This window comes from Nocardia rhamnosiphila NBRC 108938 (genome assembly GCF_000720425.1).
Classification (GTDB): domain Bacteria; phylum Actinomycetota; class Actinomycetes; order Mycobacteriales; family Mycobacteriaceae; genus Nocardia; species Nocardia rhamnosiphila.
Window position 1 is genome coordinate 289,211 of record NZ_JOAJ01000002.1, and the last position, 19,405, is coordinate 308,615.

General features: G+C 70.1%; 16 protein-coding genes. 6 read left to right on the top strand and 10 right to left on the bottom strand.

From position 1 onward, the window contains the following. Positions 1 to 99: 99 nt before the first annotated feature. The 3 genes from IG75_RS0110170 to IG75_RS0110180 all read right to left on the bottom strand — a co-directional run bounded on the left by IG75_RS0110170 (position 100) and on the right by IG75_RS0110180 (position 2,581). Positions 100 to 768 carry a lysophospholipid acyltransferase family protein gene (locus tag IG75_RS0110170; RefSeq protein WP_051714513.1) on the bottom strand — a complete coding sequence of 223 codons (669 nt, stop codon included), beginning with the start codon at positions 766 to 768 and terminating at the stop codon, positions 100 to 102. Positions 769 to 856: 88 nt separating this feature from the next. Beyond that, positions 857 to 2,152, bottom strand: coding sequence for an RNA polymerase sigma factor (locus IG75_RS0110175; RefSeq protein WP_030520952.1), 1,296 nt, complete (start codon positions 2,150 to 2,152; stop codon positions 857 to 859). Between the two features lie 9 nt (positions 2,153 to 2,161). Continuing rightward, positions 2,162 to 2,581, bottom strand: coding sequence for a YciI family protein (locus IG75_RS0110180; protein WP_030520953.1), 420 nt, complete (start codon positions 2,579 to 2,581; stop codon positions 2,162 to 2,164). Positions 2,582 to 2,956: 375 nt separating this feature from the next. On the opposite strand from IG75_RS0110180, the gene IG75_RS0110185 reads away from it, so the two are divergent. Then, the gene (locus IG75_RS0110185; RefSeq protein ID WP_156058856.1) at positions 2,957 to 3,307 is read left to right on the top strand and encodes a DUF7144 family membrane protein; all 351 of its coding nucleotides are present in this window, start codon (positions 2,957 to 2,959) and stop codon (positions 3,305 to 3,307) included. A 90-nt stretch (positions 3,308 to 3,397) separates the two neighbouring features. Then, the gene (locus tag IG75_RS0110190) at positions 3,398 to 4,324 is read left to right on the top strand and encodes an LLM class flavin-dependent oxidoreductase (protein WP_030520955.1); all 927 of its coding nucleotides are present in this window, start codon (positions 3,398 to 3,400) and stop codon (positions 4,322 to 4,324) included. A gap of 20 nt (positions 4,325 to 4,344) precedes the next feature. Here the strand turns inward: IG75_RS0110190 and IG75_RS0110195 are convergent, their stop codons facing one another. Beyond that, entirely contained in the window at positions 4,345 to 5,196 is an 852-nt protein-coding gene (locus IG75_RS0110195; RefSeq protein ID WP_030520956.1) for an alpha/beta fold hydrolase, read from the bottom strand. Between the two features lie 65 nt (positions 5,197 to 5,261). Here IG75_RS0110195 and IG75_RS0110200 point away from each other — a divergent pair, with 65 nt between their 5' ends. Next, positions 5,262 to 5,885, top strand: a complete 624-nt coding sequence (locus IG75_RS0110200; RefSeq protein WP_036513446.1) for a TetR/AcrR family transcriptional regulator — start codon at positions 5,262 to 5,264, stop codon at positions 5,883 to 5,885. Positions 5,886 to 5,936: 51 nt separating this feature from the next. On the opposite strand, the gene IG75_RS0110205 is transcribed toward IG75_RS0110200, so the two are convergent. The 5 genes from IG75_RS0110205 to aztA all read right to left on the bottom strand — a co-directional run bounded on the left by IG75_RS0110205 (position 5,937) and on the right by aztA (position 12,787). Then, positions 5,937 to 9,278 carry an acetyl-CoA carboxylase family protein gene (locus tag IG75_RS0110205; protein WP_030520958.1) on the bottom strand — a complete coding sequence of 1,114 codons (3,342 nt, stop codon included), beginning with the start codon at positions 9,276 to 9,278 and terminating at the stop codon, positions 5,937 to 5,939. Between the two features lie 96 nt (positions 9,279 to 9,374). Beyond that, the gene (locus tag IG75_RS0110210; RefSeq protein ID WP_030520959.1) at positions 9,375 to 10,661 is read right to left on the bottom strand and encodes an acyl-CoA dehydrogenase family protein; all 1,287 of its coding nucleotides are present in this window, start codon (positions 10,659 to 10,661) and stop codon (positions 9,375 to 9,377) included. Positions 10,662 to 10,669: 8 nt separating this feature from the next. After that, positions 10,670 to 11,671 carry a phosphotransferase family protein gene (locus IG75_RS0110215; RefSeq protein WP_030520960.1) on the bottom strand — a complete coding sequence of 334 codons (1,002 nt, stop codon included), beginning with the start codon at positions 11,669 to 11,671 and terminating at the stop codon, positions 10,670 to 10,672. Then, positions 11,668 to 11,964, bottom strand: a complete 297-nt coding sequence (locus tag IG75_RS0110220; RefSeq protein WP_030520961.1) for a DUF6285 domain-containing protein — start codon at positions 11,962 to 11,964, stop codon at positions 11,668 to 11,670. The genes IG75_RS0110215 and IG75_RS0110220 overlap by 4 nt, the downstream gene beginning before the upstream one ends. A 151-nt stretch (positions 11,965 to 12,115) precedes the next feature. Next, complete coding sequence (gene aztA / locus IG75_RS0110225; RefSeq protein WP_036513273.1) at positions 12,116 to 12,787, bottom strand: zinc ABC transporter ATP-binding protein AztA; 672 nt, start codon at positions 12,785 to 12,787, stop codon at positions 12,116 to 12,118. A gap of 60 nt (positions 12,788 to 12,847) precedes the next feature. Here aztA and aztB point away from each other — a divergent pair, with 60 nt between their 5' ends. Genes aztB through aztD form a run of 3 tightly spaced genes read left to right on the top strand, consistent with a single transcriptional unit; the run spans position 12,848 to position 17,013 of the window. Beyond that, entirely contained in the window at positions 12,848 to 14,887 is a 2,040-nt protein-coding gene (gene aztB / locus IG75_RS39035; protein ID WP_030520963.1) for a zinc ABC transporter permease AztB, read from the top strand. After that, entirely contained in the window at positions 14,884 to 15,801 is a 918-nt protein-coding gene (gene aztC / locus IG75_RS0110235) for a zinc ABC transporter substrate-binding protein AztC (RefSeq protein ID WP_030520964.1), read from the top strand. The genes aztB and aztC overlap by 4 nt, the downstream gene beginning before the upstream one ends. 57 nt (positions 15,802 to 15,858) lie before the next feature. Then, positions 15,859 to 17,013 carry a zinc metallochaperone AztD gene (gene aztD, locus IG75_RS0110240; RefSeq protein WP_030520965.1) on the top strand — a complete coding sequence of 385 codons (1,155 nt, stop codon included), beginning with the start codon at positions 15,859 to 15,861 and terminating at the stop codon, positions 17,011 to 17,013. Between the two features lie 99 nt (positions 17,014 to 17,112). Here aztD and IG75_RS0110245 read toward each other — a convergent pair whose 3' ends face one another. Continuing rightward, positions 17,113 to 19,209: a hypothetical protein gene (locus tag IG75_RS0110245; protein ID WP_156060984.1), complete on the bottom strand. Its 2,097-nt coding sequence runs from the start codon at positions 19,207 to 19,209 to the stop codon at positions 17,113 to 17,115. Between the last annotated feature and the right edge of the window lie 196 nt (positions 19,210 to 19,405).

Sequence of the window (19,405 nt, forward strand, 5' to 3'; positions counted from 1 at the left end):
CCCCCGCCGGGCCTTGACGCGCTGCCCGGCCACTCGACCGGGAGCCGCCGCTGCTGTGCCCGCACCTGTCACGGCCCCCACGCGACAACGCCGACACCCTTACGCCGGTGCCGCGCGCAACTCCTCGATCCGCTGCCGCAGCTGTTCGAGGAACTGCTCCGGGTCCGTGAATCCCGCGGGATCGAGTGGGGTGCCGAAACGGACTGTCACCCGGCGCCGCCGGTCGAAGGCCGGACGGTCACCGCGCAACCGCCGCATGGGCATGACCTCATCCGTGCCGGCGGTCCCCACCGGCACGACCGGAACTCCGGTCGCCAGAGCCAATTTCGCCACTCCCGGCTTGTACGGTTCCACCTCGTCGGGCGCGACCAGCCGGCCCTCCGGGTAGATGAGGAGAACTCCCCCGTGGCGCAGGATCTGCTCACCCTGGGCCAGCGCGGACTGTCCGGACGCGCTGTCGCGGCGCACCACCGGAATCTGCCCCAGTCGCCGTACCAGCCACCCCACGACCGGCCACGACCAGAGTTCGGCCATGGCGATGGCCACCGCCCGCCGGCGCAGCGCGCCCCACAGGAAGACCGCGTCCAGCATGGAGATGTGGTTGCTCGCCACGATCACCGGACCGGTGCGAGGTACCAGTTCCCGTCCGATCACGGTGACGTGCACGAACTTCGACCACGCCAGTGCCCGCAGGACCCGCCGGACCAGTTGCGTGGTCACCCACGCCCGCTTACCGAGACCGCTGGGCCGCCCGGCTCTCTTCTCCATATCCACCCCGTCGCTCGCTGCCGCCGCGCCCCGCGCACCGGTCGGGGTCCATCATCGTCGCGCAGTGCGGGGCAGCGGAACCGGGAAACTACTCACCGCATCGGTCGAGCGACTCGATCTTGCGTTCCAGCACGATGCGTTCGCCCGCATTGGCGCAGCGCGCCACCGCCCGCTCCAGTTCCGCGCGCGCCTCGGTGTTCCGGCCCAGCCGGATGAGCAATTCGCCGCGCACGCTGGGCAGCAGATGGGTGTTCACGAGTTCGCCCGCCGCCTCCAACTCGTCCACGATCGGGAGGGCGGCCGCCGGCCCACGCGCCATGGCGACCGCCACCGCGCGGTTCACCGCGACGATCGGCGAAGGCGCCAGGCGGCCCAGTGCTTCGTAGAGCAGGACGATCCGATCCCAATCGGTGTCCCCGACCGACAGCGCCACCGCGTGGCACTCGGCGATCGCGGCCTGCAACCCGTAGAAGCCCAGCCCGCGCCGGGCCCGTTCGGCGCGGGCCAGGGCGGCCCGCCCGCGGCGGATCGCCGACCGGTCCCAGCGCAGGCGATCCTGATCCTCCAGCAGGACAGGCTCCCCGCCCGGGCCGGTGCGCGCCGGGAAACGGGCCGCGGTCAGCTCCAGCAGCGCCAGCAGGCTGTGCGCCTCGGGCTCGTCCGGGACCAACCGGCTCAGCACGCGGGCCAGCCGCTGGGCCTCGGCGGCCAGGTCGAACCGGATGAGATCGGTACCGGAACTGGCCGACGACCCCTCGGTGAAAATCACATAGATCACCCGCAGCACCGAGGCCAGGCGGGCCGAGCGGTCCGCGGCCGGCGGAATCTCGAACGGGACCCGCGCCGCGGACAGGGTTTTCTTGGCCCGGGTGATCCGCGCCTGGACCGTGGCCGTCGGGACCAGGAAGGCGCGGGCGATCTCGTCGCTGGTGAGACCACCGATCACCCGGAGGGTGAGCGCCACCCGCGCCTCCGGGGAGAGCACCGGATGGCAGGCGACGAACATCAGGGCGAGCACATCGTCGTCGATGCGGTCCGGATCCCACAGGATCTGCTCACCTCGCGCCGGGTCCGCGGGATCGCTGCCCGCGGCGACGCCGCCCTCACCCAGGTCCCGGGCGAGAGCGGCGTACCGATCGTCGAGGGCGGCGCGCCGCCGGAATCCGTCGACCGCGCGCCGGCGGCCGACGGTGAGGAGCCAGCCCGCGGGATTGCGGGGCACCCCGTCACGTGGCCAGGTCACCAGGGCCTCGGCCAGGGCTTCCTGGGCGAGATCCTCGGCGAGGCCGAAATCCCCGGTGTAGCGGGCGAGCGCACCGACGATCCGCGCCGATTCGATCCGCCACACCGCGGCCACCGCGGCCCGGCCCTCGTGCACTGTCACGACCGCCGGTCAGAGCTGGCCGGTGGCTTCGCGCCAGGCCCGCTCCTTCTGGATCCAGATATTGTCCTGGGGAAATTCGTCGATGGTGGGGACCCGGCGGATCTCGGTCTTGAAACCCGCGCCCGTCATCGGCATCCGTTTGGCCCATTCCACGGCCTCTTCCTTGGACGCGACGTTCAGGATGTAGTACCCGTTGAACAGTTCCTTGGTCTCCCCGTACGGCCCGTCGGTCACCACCGGATCCGCCGACGAATAGTCGACGACGACCCCCTCGGCGGCGTCTTCGAGGCCCTCCGCGGCGAGCAGCACCCCGGCCCGGATCAGTTCGTCGTTGAACTTGCCGATCGTCTCCAGCATGTCGGTGAAGTCGATATCGCCCATCGCGGCGAAGGCTTCGTCGGTGGCGCGCATGATCAGCATGTATTTCACGGTTCGGTCTCCTTGTCTCGGGGTCCCTCCTGGACCCTTTCACCCATAGGTCGAACGGGGTGGCCGGCGGATCGACAACCCGCGGGATATTTTTCGCCGAAAGTCGCGACTCGGTTCCGTTTCGTCGTCGAACGGGTTCGAACGCACCGGCCGGTGGCATACTTTTCGATCAGGACAAAGGAATCGAAGTGTGGCGTATGAGGGCGTCACCGGCGATCAGTTCTCGAGGTCCGGTGTGGCCCCTCCCATCCGAAGGGAGTTGTTGTGACCACCGACCCCGCAGCACCGACGTCCGGAAGGCCCGGCACCACCGGGGCACATGCGGCATCGACCGCCGATAATTCCACCAAACAGGCCGTCGCGACCGGCACCTCCATCGCGGCGGCGGCGCTGCTGCTCGTCGCCGGGTTCATCACCCTGTTCCAGGGCATCTCGGCGGCCGCCAACGACGACGTATTCGTCGCCGGGCCGAACTATGTCTACGAACTGGACCTGACCAGCTGGGGTTGGATCCATATCGTCTTCGGCATCCTGTTGATCCTGGCGGGCCTGGCGCTGATGACCGGGGCGCTGTGGGCGCGGATCGTCGGGATCGGCCTGGCTGCTCTGTCCATCATCGTCAACTTCCTGTGGATCCCCTGGTATCCGCTGTGGTCGATCCTGATCATCGCCATCGATATCGTGATCATCTGGGCCATCGCCACGTGGCGGCCCGAACGGGTCTGAACCGATACCGTCCGGACCGGCGTCGCAGCGCGCCGGTCCGGATGGCACGAACCTCCACCGAGCGGGTGGCCGGGCTGTTAGCTTCGGTGCGTGGAGTTCGGCATCTATGTACCGCAGATCGTGTCGGAATTCTCGCCCCTGCTCGATATCGCGCGGACCGCGGAACGCACCGGATTCGACAACCTGTGGTTGTACGACCACCTGTGGTCGCCGGGACTTCCCGAGCACCCTTCCCTGGAAGCCTGGACCACCGCGACCGCGCTGCTCACGGCGACATCCACCCTGCGGGTGGGCGCGCTGGTGCTCTGCAACAATTTCCGGCATCCGGTGCTGCTGGGGCGGATGGCCACCACGCTCGACATCGTGTCCGGGGGCCGCCTCGAATTCGGGCTCGGTAGTGGTTCGATCGGCGCGGAACATACGCGGGCCGGGCTGGCCTGGGGTCCGGCGGCCGAGCGCGCCGGGCGGCTGGCCGAAGCGCTGGAGATCATCACCTCGATGTTCGCGCGGGAGCGCACCACTTTCGCGGGCGAGCACTACCGGGTCGACGATGTTCCCAATGTGCCGGGCCCGGTGCAGCGGCCGCGCCCTCCCGTGCATATCGGCGGCACCGGGCCGGAGTACACCTTGCCGCTGGTCGCCCGCTACGCCGATGTCTGGAACATTCCCACCTACGGTCTGCCGGACCGGCGGCGGCTGTCCGGGCTGCTGGACGCCGAATGCGAGCGGATCGACCGGGACCCGGCCACGATCCGCCGTTCCCATCAGGCCGTCCTGGCCCTGGCCGCGGATGCCGGCGAGCTACCCGAGGTGACGGCCCGGGCCCGGCGCCATTTCGGGGCGGAGGCATTCGCGCTCGACGAGGGGTACGTCGGTACCCCGTCGATGGTGGCCGACCGGCTCGCCGAACGTGCCGCGCAGGGTTTCGACGCGGTGGTCTTCATGGTCGGCGCGAAACAGGCCGCGGCGACGATGGAACTGTTCGCCGCCGAGGTCGCACCGCGGATCCCGGGCTGAGCGGTGCCGGCCGGCACCGGTCACCGCTCGCTGCCCGCCCGGGCAGTGGTGAGGAAGTCGGTCATGGCCGCCGCGACGGCCTCGGGCCGGTCCAGCATGGACAGCACGTAGGCGTCGGAGATCTCGACCAGCCGGGCGCGGGGGATCAGTTCCGCGAGGCGGCGGCCGTGCTCGCGGGGCATGACCTTGCCGGCCGACGACCAGAGGATCAAGGCGTCGCCGGTGAACCGGCGCAGCGCCTCGGTGTCGGCGATCAGTTCGCGGGCGTGGAAACCGGACCGCGTATAGGCGAGCAGGTCCCGGCGGATGCGACGGTCCCGCAGGCCCGGCTCGGTCCAGCCACGCACGAGTTCGTCCGGCAGCGGGTCACGAGCCATCCAGCCGAAGAGCAGCGGCAGACTACGCAGCCGGCGGATCCGCAGCTGCCGTAGGGCGAGAACGACACCACCGGGCAGACGAGTCGCGACCGTCGCCGTCTTGCCCGGCAGACCGGGCGGGAAATTGTCGAACGCTTCGCAGGGCAGCACGATCAGCCGGCCGACCCGGTCGTCCAGACCGTAGGCGGTGAGGAACAGGGCCCCGCCCCAGTCGCTGTGCACCAAGACCACGTCGTGGAGGTCCAGTGCCGCGAGGAAATCGGCGACGAGCCGGTTCAGCCCGCGCAGGCTCAGGTCGGTCCCCGGTTCGAGCGGGATCGGATGCGCGCCCAGCGGTAGGTCGGGCCGGATGTACCGGAACCCGGTAGGGAGCAGCTCGAGCACTGCGTCCCACACGGTGTGGTTCATCAGCAGGCCGTGCAGGAGCACCACCGGCGGCCCCGACCCCTGTTCCACATAGTGCACCCGACCTGCGGGAATCTGTACCGTCGGCATCCGCTGACCCCTTTCGAGCGATCGCTCTAGAGTGATTGCTCTAGTCTGGAACGGTGACCGAGAAGATGTCAACCAGCACGCGGGACCGGTTGATCACCGCGACCGCCGAACTGCTGCGGACCCGCGGCTACAGCGGCACCGGCGTCAAACAGATCACTGTGTCGGCGGGTGTGCCGATGGGATCGCTCTACCACCATTTCCCCGGCGGTAAGCCCGAACTCGCCGCCGCCGCGCTGCGGGCGGCCGGCACCGCCTACGGCGAATTGATCCCGCTGCTGCTCACCCCCTACCCGGATCTGCGTGACGCCCTCCCGGCGGCTTTCGCCGCGGCGGCCGAGCAGATCGAGCAGACCCGGTGGATCAATATGTGCCCGGTGGGGACGGTCGCCGGGGAGATCGCCGACGCCGAGCCCGCGCTCCGGGAGGTCCTCGCCGAGATCATCGGCGACTGGATCACCGGCGGCACCGAGTATTTCGCCGAGCGCGGACTGCCGCCGGATACCGCACGCGAGCTGATCCTCGGTATCGTCACCGCACTCGAAGGGGCTTTCGTCCTGAGCCGCACCCTGCGCTCCACCGAACCGCTGCTGGCCGCGGGCCGTGCCATGAGCGCGCGACTCGCGGAACTGCTCTCCGGCCCGGCGCGCACCGGAGCCGTCGGCACCGCGCCGGGACCCGTCCCGGGGTAGCAGTGATGAGGGGGGATACGAGCTCCGTGGGCCCTGCTCCGGGCGCACCGTTCACCAGGTGTCGATACCCGTACTGCGCCTGCTGTTACGCCAGCCGTCGCGCGGCGGACCGGGCTGCGCGAGCAGCGCCGCAGCCAGAACGGCACGCGTATCGGCCGGGTCGATGACATCGTCGATCTCCAGATGTGCGGCGGTGTTCACCGCGCTGCCCTGCGCATAGGCCAGGGCGACCAGTTCGTCGAACCGGCGGGCCCGTTCGTCCGGATCGGCGATGGCGGCCAGCGCATCGCGGGACGCCAGATGCACCGCCCCCTCCAATCCCATGCCGCCGAATTCGCCGGTGGGCCAGGCGACGATCATATCGGTGTTGTGGAAGCCGCCGCCCGCCATCGCCAGGGCGCCGAGACCGTACCCCTTACGCAGGACGACCGTCACCAGCGGCACGCTCAGATGCCCGCCGAGTACGAACAGACGCGGGAAATGCCGTACCGCGGCCTGGCGTTCCGACTCCGGTCCGACCATGAAACCCGGTGTGTCGCACAGTGATACGACCGGCAACCCGTAGGTGTCACACAACTGGAGAAAACGCGCCAGTTTATCGGCGCCGGCCGCGTCGACGGCACCGCCCAGCACCGCGGGGTTGTTGGCCATGACGGCGACCGGGACACCGTCGATCCGGGCGAGTGCGGTGATCACGGTCGGCGCGAAATCGCGGCGCAGTTCCAGTACGGAGCCGATATCGAAAAGGGTGTCGATCACCGTCCGGATGTCGTAGACGCGTTTACGGTCCTCCGGCACCAGCTGCCGCAGCCGCCGCTGGTCGGCGACCTCGTATCCGGGCACCTTCCCCTGGAAGTACGCGAGGTAGCGGCGGGCGACCTCGGTGGCCTGCGCTTCGTCGGCGACGACGATATCCACCACACCGTTGGCCCGCTGAACCTCGATCGGGCCGACCTCCTCCGGCGCGTACACGCCCAGTCCGCCGCCCTCGATCATCGCCGGACCCGCCATACCGATGGTCGAATTCTCGGTGGCGATCACGACATCGCAGGTGCCCAGCAGGGCCGCGTTACCGGCGAAGCAACGACCGGCGGCGATCCCGATGGTCGGCACCACCCCGCTTAGCGCGCCCATGGTGACGAAGGTCGGATAGTGCAGACCCGCCACCATCGGCGGATCGCTGTCCCCCGGCCGGCCCCCGCCGCCCTCGGCGAACAGGACGACCGGATAGCGCCGGGTCCGGGCGAGGTCGAGCAGCCGGTCGGTCTTCTGGTGGCTGAAATAGCCCTGGGTTCCCGCCAGCACGGTGTAGTCGTAGGCGAGCACCGCGCAAGTGCTGCGCTCGGCATCGAACAGATCACCGTTGATCCGCCCGAGGCCGGTGACGATACCGTCCGCAGGGGTGCGGGCCTCCAGGTCGGCGAGGTCGCGCCGGGCCCGCTGGGCGGCGACGGCGAAACCGCCGTACTCGACGAGCAGCCCGTCGTCGGTGAGCGCGGCGATGTTCTCCCGGGCGGTGCGCATGCCGAGCCCATGGCGTGTGGCGACCGCTTCGGCACGCGCGTCGTCGGACAGGCGGGCGCGGCGCTCGCGCAGTGCGGCGAGATCGCTGCGGATACGGTCCGGGTCGAGCCCGGCTTCGGTGGTCGCCGTGCTCGTTTCGTCGCCCGCGACCGGGCTCAGCAGCACCAGAGCCGCGCCCTCGGCGAGGTGGTCACCGACCCGCACGGCAATCGCTTCGACCGTCCCAGCCCACTCGGAGCGGACCGGATAGTGCATTTTCATCGCCTCGACCACGGCCACCGTGGTCCCGGCCGCGACGACCTGTCCCGCTTCGGCCTCGATCGAGACGACCACCCCGGCGGTACCGGCGCGGACCACGTTGCCTGTCCGGCCCGCGAACCCGCGCGGTCCGGCGGGATCGGTGGCACGTTCGCCGCCGGTGTATCCGGCGAACGAGCTTCGCGCGGCGCCGGACCGGGCGGGCGGCTCGTCGGCGATGCCGGGCGCCGGTTCCCGGGCGTGCGCGAGCAGCCGTTCGAGCTCACGGTCGACCCGGGTGGTGTCGTAGTCACCGGCGGCGAACGCGGGATCGGTGAGCAGCGCGCGCTGGAACGCCAGATTCGTCGGCACACCGGTGATCGTGGTTTCGGCCAGGGCCCGCAGCGCCAACCGGTGCGCGGCGGAGAAACCGTCGCGGTGGTGCACCACGATCTTCGCCAGCAGCGTGTCGAAACGTGGATCCACCGGCGCGCCCGGGCGCCCGGCCGTATCCACCCGGACCCCGGCGCCGGTGGGCATCTCGAATCCGGAGACGGTACCCGCGGCGGGGATCGGAGTGCCGTCGTCACGCTGGGTTTCCGCGTTCACCCGGATCTGGATCGCCGTGCCGAGCGGTTCGGTGATCCGGTCGAGGCCGAGGTCGGCGAGCGTGGCGCCGGTCGCCAGGCGCAACTGGGTGAGTACCAGATCCACCCCGGTGACCTGTTCGGTGACGGTGTGTTCCACCTGCAGGCGCGGGTTGGCCTCCAGGAAGTAGAACGTCCCGCCGGGCAGCGCGAGGAATTCCACTGTCGCCACTCCGCGCAGCCCGGCGGCGCGGCCCAGCCGGACCGCCGCGGCCAGCATGCGCGCGCGGGCGTCGGCGGGGAGCGCCGCGCTCGGCGCGAATTCCACGAGTTTCTGGTGGCGGCGTTGCACGGTGCAGTCCCGGTCCCAGAGATGGCAGACCGCCCCCGTACCGTCGCCCACCAGCTGGACTTCCAGGTGCCGGGCACCGGTGAGCAGCCGCTCGGCGTACAGGTCGCCGATGCCGAACGCGGCCTGCGCCTCGGCCCGGCAGCGCGCGAACGCGTCCGGCAGTTCCGCGGCCGACCGGACCACCCGGGTGCCGCGTCCGCCACCGCCCGCGAGGGCCTTCACCATGATCGGCGCGTTCTGGGTGGCGAGGAAATCGGTCATCTGCGCCGGCGTGGTCGGCCCGCTGGTGCCGGGCAGGACCGGCACCTCCTGTTCCGCGGCCAGCTGCCGCGACCGGCCCTTGTCGCCGAACAGTTCCAGGGTCGCGGCGCCGGGGCCGACGAAGGTGACCTCCGCGGCCGCGCAGGCACGCGCGAAATCGGCGCGCTCGGAGAGGAATCCGTAGCCGGGGTGGATCGCGGTGGCATCGGTCGAGGCGGCCGCGGCGAGGATCGCGTCGATATCCAGATACGCTGCCGGGCCGGCACCGGGCAGCACGACGAGTTCGTCGCACCGGGTCGCGTGCGGGGCGCCGTCCTCGTCGCGCGCCCGCAGTCCCACCGTCTCGACGCCCAGCGCCTGCGCGGCCCGGAAGACCCGCACCGCGATCTCACCGCGATTGGCGACCAGGACCTTCTTCGGCTGCGCGCTCATCGGTGCTCCTACCTCCACTCCGGCCCGGCTCCCACGCGGGCCGGGGACGACGCTACGTCGCCGCCCCGCCGCGTCCGCGGTGCGGTCCCCGCCCCGTCATCCTCGTTCGGACCGCCCGGATCCGACGCCCTTCACCACGGCACGATCCATGAAACCGAACAGGTAGCCCGCCACCCGCCGCATCTGGATCTCCTCCGCGCCCTCGGTGATGCGGTACCGGCGATGATGACGGTAGATGTGCTCGAACGGGGTGTAGCGCGAATACCCGAGTCCGCCGTGCACCTGCATGGCGCGGTCGGCGGCCTCACAGCACAGCCGGTTCGCCCAGTAGTTGCACATCGACACCTGCTCCGACACCGCGAACGTCCCGTAGGTGTCCATGGACCAGGCGGTCTTGTGCACCAGCGCCCGCAGCATCTCGCACTGGGTGTGCAGTTCCACCAGCTGGAACTGGATGGCCTGATTCGACGACAGCGGTTTGCCGAACGGTTTGCGCTCATTGGCGTAGGCCACCGCGCGATCCACGCAGTACTGGGCGGCACCGAGACTGGACGCGGCCTGCCGGATACGGTTCTCGTTGAAGAAGTGCTGGACCACGGCCAGCCCGCGGCCCTCCCGCCCGAAGACCGCCGAATCCGGGACGCGCACATCGGTGAGCGAGACGCGGGCATGGTCGGTGGGCATATTGAAGGTCCACAGGTACTCCTCCACCCGGAATCCCGCGGTCTCGGTGGGTACCAGGAACGCCGTGATGCCCCGGCCGTCGCCCGCGGCGCCGGAGGTGCGCGCGAAGATGAGGTCGGCGTCGGCGAGGTGCACGCCGGTGTTCCAGGTCTTGGTGCCGTTGATGACCCAGTCGTCACCGTCGCGGACGGCGGTCGTCTCCATATGGGTGGCGTCGGAGCCGTGTTCGGGTTCGGTGATACCGAAGGCGAAGAACCGGGTGCCGGCGGCCAGACCGTCCACCCACTGCGCCTTCTGCTCCGCGGTGCCGTACTCCAGCATCAGCAGCAGGCCGACATTGTTCGCGACAATCGCGTGCTCGTTCTGCAGATCGCAGTGCAGGCCGAGACCGCGGCGGGCCAGATGTTCCCGGATGACCGCCATGCCGAGATTGGTACCGTCGCGGCCGCCGAACTCCTTCGGGAAGGCGTAGCGGTAATGGCCGGCGGCGTCGGCGCGGCGGCGGGATTCGGCCAGCAGCGCCTCCCAGTCCTCGGTGGGCAGGCCGTCGCGTTCCCAATCGGTGCGGGCGTCCTCGCGGCGATGGTCGAAGAACCGGATGTTGTCGTCGGCCTGTTCGAGGGGCCGGATCTCGCGTTCGATGAACTCGTCGAGTTCGGTGAGATAGGCCGACAGGTCGGCGGGCAACTCGAAATCCACGGTCTCTCCTATGCTTTCACGCGGGGGCGGATCTGCATGAGCAGATCCCATTCGATCTCCGATACGCGCCGCCCGCTGGCGGCCATCACGATGTCGCGGACGGTGCCGTCGAGGTGGGCGGCCGCCTGCTGGGCCAGCCCCACCCCCCAGTACAGCGTGCCCATGACCTTCCACCAGCGGTACCGGTCGAGATCGAAGGTTCCGCCCGCCTCCTCGTAGGCACCCACGAAGGTGTCGCGGTCGGCGAAACCGCCGAACTCCCGCGCGTCCTCCCGGAAACGCCACATCCGCAGCGCGGGCCAGGCGACGTCCCGCATGGGGTCGCCGAACCGCTGGGTGCCCTCCCAGTCCAGGACCGCGCGCAATCCGTCGGCATCGACGATCAGGTTGCCGTTGCGCATATCGGTGTGGACGAGCGCGGGCGCCGGCGGCGGTCCGGGCAATCGCTTCTCCAGCCAGCGCAGGGCCAGGGAGAAGACGGGACGGTCGGCGAGCAGCGCGCGGGCGGCGCCCTCGACCTCGGCCAAGTGCTCGGCGGCCGGGTCGGCGCCGGCGGCCGGTACCGACTCCGGGGCGGCGGCCGGGTCGATACTGTGCAACCGGGCCATGGCCGCGCCCCACTGGCGGGCGGTCCGCGCCGCGTTGCCGGACGCGGCGAGCGTTCGTAACACTTTGCGCGGCACCGTTTCTCCATCGATGTGCTCGGAGACGACGAACGGTTCGCCGACGTAGCGGGTATCGGTGCAGACCGCGACCACCGCCGGTACCGGTACACCGTGCGCGCGGGCCAGTTCGCGGACCCCGGCCTCGCCGTCGACCGGCATCAGTTCGACGGTGGGCGGCACGATGGTCGCCACCAGCCGCCGCGGCGTCCGCCCGACGGTGGCGGTGAAGGCGATATTGCGGCGGCGTGCTCCGGCGGAGAGGAACTGGAAATCGGTGATCGTGACCGGACCGCCGAGCGCGCCGGTCAGATAGTCGGTCAGGCCCCCGACCGGATCGGCGGTCATTCGCCCTCCCAGCTGTCGTAGCCGGGTTTGGCTATGGCGAGGTCGGCGCGGACCACCTCGGTGAGCGCCCGCCACAGCGCGTCGTCGTCACCGACCGGGACCGCCGCGAGCAGTTCCTGTTCCCGAGCCGCCGCCGCGGGCCCGAGTTCGGCCTCGCGGCCGAGGATGCGGGCCAGATTCGCGCCGACCCGCGCACGGTGCTGCAGGTCGGGCGGGAGGGCCGGCAGCAGCGTGTCCTCCAGCAGTTCGGCGAGTGATTCCAGCAGCTCGGCTGCCGTCGGGCGGTTCTGCACTACGGCTCCCCTCGGTCGGTTGCGGCTCGGCGGGACAGGGCCGGCGGCGGCGCGGACGGCTGATGAGCGACCACGATCCGACCTCCTTGTCGTCGCTACGGGCGAGCGGTGAGACAAACAGTAGAGGATGTTCTCATCGTCGCACCAGGGCTCAGGCGGCTGCGGCCAGGACTGCCATGGGCTCCCCTTCCTCCACCACGCGTCCGTCCCGCAGCAGCACGCAGTGATCGGCGTCCCGGGCCGCGGCCGGATCGTGCGTGGCGTGCACCACCGTGACCCCGTCGTCGGCGGCTTCCCGGATCGCCGCGCCGATCGCCGCCCGCGCGGCGGCGTCCAACCCGGTACCGGGTTCGTCCAGCAGCAGCAGCCCGGACTGCTGCGCCAGCGCGCGGGCGAGCAGTACACGCTGCCGCTGCCCGCCGGACAGGGTGTCCAGACGACGCCCGGCCAGATCGGCGATATCCATCCTGGCCAGGCAGTCCGCCACGATCGCCCGATCGGCCCGGGTGATCCGGCGCCACAGACCCCGGTGCGCCCAGCGACCCATGGCGACCGTTTCACCGACTGTGATGGGCAGCGTGGCCGGGACCGCCTGCTGCTGGACGACCAGCGCCGGACGGGATCCACCGATCCCGGCGACCGCGCCGGCGGTCGGCGCGACGATACCGCCGAGCACACCGAGCAGGGTGGATTTTCCGGAGCCGTTGGGGCCCAGCAGCGCGGTGACCTGCCCACCCGGCACTACCGCCGTGACCTCGTGCAATACCCGGTTTCCCTGGTAGCCCGCGGATAAGCCGGTGATCTCGATTCCCGCCGTGCGCATTCTGTGACTCCCGCCAACAAGCTTGTAATGACAATCGTTATCAGTTTAATGTCTTTGTCCATGGATTGGCTGATCGCCCCGTTCGAAGTCACCTTCGTACAACGAGCTCTATGGGGCGGACTGCTGGTGTCCTGCCTGTGCGCGCTGGCCGGAACCTGGGTTGTGGTGCGCGGCATGGCTTTTCTCGGTGAGGCCATGGCCCACGGCATGCTGCCGGGAGTCGCCGTCGCGGCCCTGCTCGGCGGTAACCTCCTGCTGGGCGCGGTGGTGAGCGCCTCCGCCATGGCGGCCGGCGTCTCGGTCCTGAGCCGGAACCGGCGGCTGTCCACCGATACCGGCATCGGACTGCTGTTCGTGGGCATGCTCGCGATCGGGGTCATCCTGATATCGCGATCCCAATCCTTCGCGGTGGACCTGACCGGATTCCTCTTCGGCGATGTGCTCGCGACCCGTCCCCGTGATCTGCTCTTCCTGCTGACGGCGCTGGGCGCGGCCCTGGCGATCACGATCCTCGGGCACCGGGCCTTCCTCGCCCTCGCCTTCGATCCGCGTACCGCGCAGACCCTCGGATTGCATCCCCGCCGGGCGCAGATCGCACTACTCGCCCTGCTGACCCTGGCGATCGCCGCGTCGTTCCACGTGGTGGGGACCCTGCTGGTCTTCGGACTCCTGGTCGCACCACCCGCGGCCGCCACCTACTGCACCCACCGCATCCCGCGGATCATGCTGCTGGCAGCCGGTTTCGGCGCCCTGGCGACCATCGCGGGCCTGGTCATCTCCTGGCACGCGGGTACCGCGGCCGGCGCGACCATCGCCGCGACGGCGGTGGGTATCTTCTTCGCGGTGGCGACCGGCGCCCGGCTACGCGCCGCGCTGCGCGACAGGTCCTCCGGCGGGCCGCGCGCCGGACGCGCTTCCCGCTGGATGAGCACCACCGGGAACCAGGCCGGCCGGACAGCCGGAGTGATCTCCGCGGCACTGCTGCTCATTCCGGTCGCAGCGTGCGGTGGCGAAACCGGCGAAGCCCCTGCCGAATCGGTGCCGCACGGCTATATCGCGGGCGCCGAAGAGAGCGCGAGCGCCCAGCCGCGACTGGTGCTCGCCGACCGGTCCGCGGGCGCGGTGCGCATCCTCGACCTGGTGACCGAGGAAGTCCTCACCCAGGACCCGGTGCCGGGTATCACCCATCTCGCCGACGACGGCCGCTACGCATACCTGGCAACGGCCGGCGAGACCACCCTCCTCGACAGCGGCAGCTGGGTGGTCGATCACGGCGATCATGTGCACTACTACCGGGCGCAGCCGCGCCGGACGGGCGCACTGCCGGGATCGGTCCGGTCCGCGCACAGCGATCCCGTCGTCGCCGCAGCGGTGCGGCAGGACGGTTCGACCGTCCTGGTGGACCGTGCGGCACTCGACGAAGGCACTCTCGCGCCCGGTCCGGTGCTCGACAGGGCCGCCCTCCCCTACGGCGGTCACCTCCTCGTCCCGGACACCGGGCGCATCCAGGTGCGCGACCGGGAGAACAGGCCCGCCCAGACCCTGGAACCGCGCTGCGAACAGCCGGGCGGGCAGACGGTGACCCGCCGCGGCGCCGTGTTCTCCTGCGCCGACGGTGCGCTGGTGATCACCGAACGCGACGACCGGTTCACCGCGGAGAAGCTGCCGTACCCGCCGGGTACGACCGGCAGTGCGGCGCAGTTCTTCCACCGCCGGGGCAGCGATGTGCTGGTGGTCGTGCGGGATTCGCGGGCCCTCGTCCTCGATATCGCCCACCGCGCCTGGCGGCCGATCGGCCCCGGACCCGTCGTCGCGGCGACCACGGCGGGTGCGGGCACCGATGTCCTGACCCTGGACGCCGGTGGGGTCCTGCATTCCTACGACCCGGAAACCGGGGCAGAGACCGGGCATCGCACGCTCCCGTCGGGGCCCGTGGACCCCGCGACACCACCGGTCCTGCTGGTCGACGCGGAACGCGCCTACGTCAACGACCCGGCCGGCCGGCGAATCCACGAGATCGATTACGCCGACGGACTGCGAATCGCCCGCACCTTCGATCTCGACATCACCCCCGACCTGATGGTGGAGACCGGCCGATGAACATCGCACGCCGAATCTGGGTAACCCTGCTCGTCGCGCTACTGCCCGTCGCCGGATGCGGCGTCACCGACTCCGGTGGCGGCGGAATCGTCGTCACCACCGATATTCTCGGCGACATCACCCGGACGGTGGTCGGTGACGCGGCAGCGGTCACGGTCCTGATGCCGCCGAATTCCGACCCGCACTCCTTTGCCCTCTCGGCGCAGGAGGCCGCCGTTCTCGACGACGCCGACCTCATCGTCGAGAACGGCCTGGGCCTGGAAGAGGGATTGGCCCGTCATGTGGCGACAGCCGCGGACGCCGGGGTCGCGACCCTGCCGGTGGGCGCCGAGATCGATCCCCTCCCCTATCGCGGCGGGGACGCCGCGGGGCAACCCGACCCGCATTTCTGGACCGACCCGCAGCGGGTGCACCGCGCCGTCGAGGTGATCCGCGACCGGGTGATCGACACGGTTCCCGGGATCGACGCCGAGACCGTGCGCGCCAACGCGGACCGCTACCTCACCGAACTCGACCGGTTGCAGCAGTGGATGTCGGACCGGTTCGCCGGTATCGCGCCCGAGCGCCGCAAACTGGTCACCAATCATCACGTGTTCGGTTATCTCGCCGCCCGGTTCGACTTCGAGGTGGTGGGCGCCGTCATCCCCGGCGGGACCACCCTCGCCTCGCCGAGCGCCGCCGATCTCGCGGAGCTGGCCGCGGCCGTGCGCACCACCGGCGTACCGGCGATCTTCGTGGATTCCGCCCGGCCGGACCGGCTGGCCCGTGCCCTCGCCGAACAGGCGGGTGTGCAGGTGCGCATCGTCGGTCTGCACTCGGAATCACTGACCGCGCCCGGTGCCGGCGCGGCCACCTACCTGGAAATGATGCGCGCCAACACGACCGCGATGGTCGAGGGTCTGGCCTCCGCGTAACCGGGAACGCTGCGATATCTCGCTGCCGCAGCCAGCAGAAAAGAATGAGGGAGCGTTATGCACATTCGGACCGGCCCGATCCGGGCCGCGGCCCTGACCGGCCTGCTCACCGCGGTCGTCGCCGCGAGCGGCTGCGGTACCGACACCACCGACGAGACGGCGATCGCCGATCCGCTGGCCGTGACCTATGACGGTGGTATCCATCTCCTGGACGGCAACACACTGGTACGCGGCGGCGGAGTCGAACTCGCGGGATTCAACCGGGTCAATCCGGCCGGCGACGACCGGCACATTATCGTGTCGACCTCCGCGGGCTTCCGGGTGTTCGACGCCGTCGGCGGACAGTTCACCGATATCGAGTTCCCCGGCCCGAAACCGGGACACGTGGTGCGGCACGCCGGTCGCACGGTGCTGTTCGCCGACGGTACCGGCACCGTGACCTCGTTCGACCCGGCCGAACTCGCCAAGGGCGCCCCGAAGACCAGCGAATACCGTGCCGCGGAGGCCCATCACGGGGTGGCGGTGGAACTGGAGAGCGGCGAACTGGCCGTCACCCTCGGTACCGAGGAGGAGCGGGTCGGGCTGGCGATCCTGGATGCCGATCGCCAGGAGATCACCCGCAGCGAGCAGTGCCCGGGAGTGCACGGCGAGGCCACCGCGGCCGGCGATACGCTGGTCGTCGGCTGCCAGAACGGGGTCCTGGTCTACCGCGACGGCAAACTCACCAAGGTCACCAGCCCGGACTCCTACGGGCGGATCGGCAACCAGGCCGGTAGCGACGAGTCGCCGATCGTGCTCGGTGACTACAAGAAGGACGAGCACGCGGAACTGGAACGTCCCGAACAGATCTCGCTGATCGATACCGAAACCGGCACCATCCGTCTGGTCGATATCGGCACCAGCTACACCTTCCGGTCGCTGGCACGCGGGCCCGAGGGCGAGGCGCTCGTCCTCGGCACCGACGGCGGGCTGCGGGTGATCGACCCGGAGACGGGCAAGGTCGTCCGGACGATCGATGTCCTCGACCCGTGGCAGGAACCCATCGACTGGCAGCAGCCGCGTCCGGCGCTGTTCGTCCGGGACGGTATCGCCTATGTCAGCGATACGGCGACCAAGCAGATCCACCGCATCGATCTGGCGTCCGGCACGGTGACCGCGTCGGTGACCCTTGCGGAGACCCCCAACGAGATCAGCGGCGTCGTCGCCTCCTGATCGGGGCGCGGAGGTCCGCCCGGCACGGCGTGAGGGGCCGGGCGGGCCTCCCTGTCGCGGGCGCCCGGGATCGGGACCACCCGCGACCAGGGGGTGTGGTCACGGATGCCACGGATCGAGCCCTTCCGCGGGAATCAGGTGATCCAGGTTGGCGACCCGCATGGCCGAACGCAGCAGCCGAGCGCGGTTGGCCTCCGTCGGATCGTCGTAGTAGGCCTGTGCCACACCGAGATGTTCCGCCGACAGCCGGCTACCGATCGACCAGCGGGTATCGCGCCCCGCGGTATTCCATTCGCCGGGTGAGATCGCGGCGCGCAACGCGCGACCGGAATCCCGGTTCCGCTCGACCCGGCGGAGGAAATCCCGGTCCGGAACGGCCGTTGCGGCGGGTGCGTTGCTGTGCCGGGCGAAACCCTCCGCCGCGACCACCGCCTGCGCCGCGAACGCCCGCGCGCCCGGTTCTCCCGCCCGGTTGTATGCCGCGTACGCGGCGGCCACGGCCTTCTGCAGGGGCAGGAATCCGTACGGTCCCTGCGATCTGGTCGTCTCCTGCACCGAGAACGCCGCCAGCGCACCGGTGACCAGCTGATCGGGTACGCCGATCGCCCGCAGTACCGGGACCAGCTGGGAGTCGGGGATCCGATTGTCACGCATCATCTTCAGTGTCCGCGCCACCCCCATCTCACTGCCGGTGCCACCGAAGCGCTCCGCTTCCCGCAACGCCACCAGGCGCCAGTTGTGCCGGGCCAGATGACTCCACCGGAAGGATTCCTCCATGCTCGGGCCGGAGGCGACAGCTGCCCGCTGCGCCTTTGCGCGGCCACGGGCCAGGGGGTCGAACGGACGCACGGTGCCGGCCGCCGCCCACGCCACGAGGGGCGACTCGTCGAGGGTGTTCAGGTCCCCGAGCGCCCTGATGATCCCGGGCTGCGATACACCGGATCGCCCGCCCGCACCACCGGCCGACCCCGGTGTGGCGCGACCTCCGAGCGCCACACCGATCCGCTCGATCACCCCGGCCGAGCCCTGGGAGAGTCCGCGACGGAGCCGGGACAGTTGCGAGATCGCCACAACCTCGACGAGTGCCGCGAGCACGAGCACCGGAATCACCTGCCCTGGGGCCCGGCGGAAAAGGTTGCCCAGGAGGAGCAGGTAGAGGCCGAGGAACACCGTGAACGCACACATCCGGACCGCCGCGAAACCACAGGTGACGAGGTTGCGGACGAGGAAGGTCTGGGTGGGCCCGTAGATGTAGCCGCCGGCGGCGAATCCGAAGATCGCCAGGAACCCGTGGTAGATCGCGTCCAGCGCGCACCGCAGTACGAGCCCGGCCAGCAGGGCGGCGAACACCAGCAGCACGGTGGCACCGACGAGCAGCAGCAGACCCGCGCCGAACTGACCCATCGTCGGCCGCGCGATCCGTTCCGCGGCGGCGGGATCGCCGCATCCCGCGATACCGGATTGCAGGGCGTCGATATCTCCGGCGGTGACGCCGGCGCTCCACACCGCGCCGCACCGGTCGTCGAGCACATGCCCGAAATTCCAGACCTGTACCGGATGCCGGGCGAAATCGTCGGACATACTCGCCGACAACGTCTCGACGAGCCGATCGGGCTCGGTGCGCGCACCGTTCAGGCCCGCCACGATCGACATCCCCACATCCCGACCGCGGGCCGGCAATCCGTCCGCGGACAACAGGTCCGCCCCCGGACCGAACACCAGCAGCCCGCCCAGCCCGGCGACCGCCACCATCGTCACGGTTTGCCGGGCCGCCCTGCCCGGACTTCCGCGAATTATCAACCACGCCACTATAAATGCGCCCAGCGTTGCCGCGGTGAGCGATATCACCGGATCGGCGAGCTGCCGGGAAAGCGCTTCGGCGACACCATGTAATGCCGCCGAAAAAAGGTCCAGCCAACGGAAACTCAACGAATATCCGATGAACCATATCGCCGTCGTCACGATAACCATGTAGCCGACGAATTCCAGGCCGATCAGCGTCCACAAGACGGTGGCGCCCGGGTTCGACAGTCCGCCGCGGTCGACCAGGAACGGGTAGTCGGCCAGGGCGACGCCGTCCGAGTCCACCACCCCTGTCCAGGCAAGACCATCCATACGGGAGAGCGCCGGGCCGGGTTCCGCGGCCGTCGCCACGGCGCCGACGCCGCCCGGAAGAATCAGAATTGCGTAAAGCAATGCAGCGCAATACTTCCCACGCCGCCACCATGCATTCGCCGCAGATATCCGCCCGCGAAACGACGGAGATTTCGGACCCACTCGGGTCAACGCTCGAACAGAACTGACACGATATAAGAGCTCTTTTCCACAATCGACCCCCGTTTCGGCGTACCGAAGGATTATCCATTTCGATTCCGGCTCGGCAATCAATGAA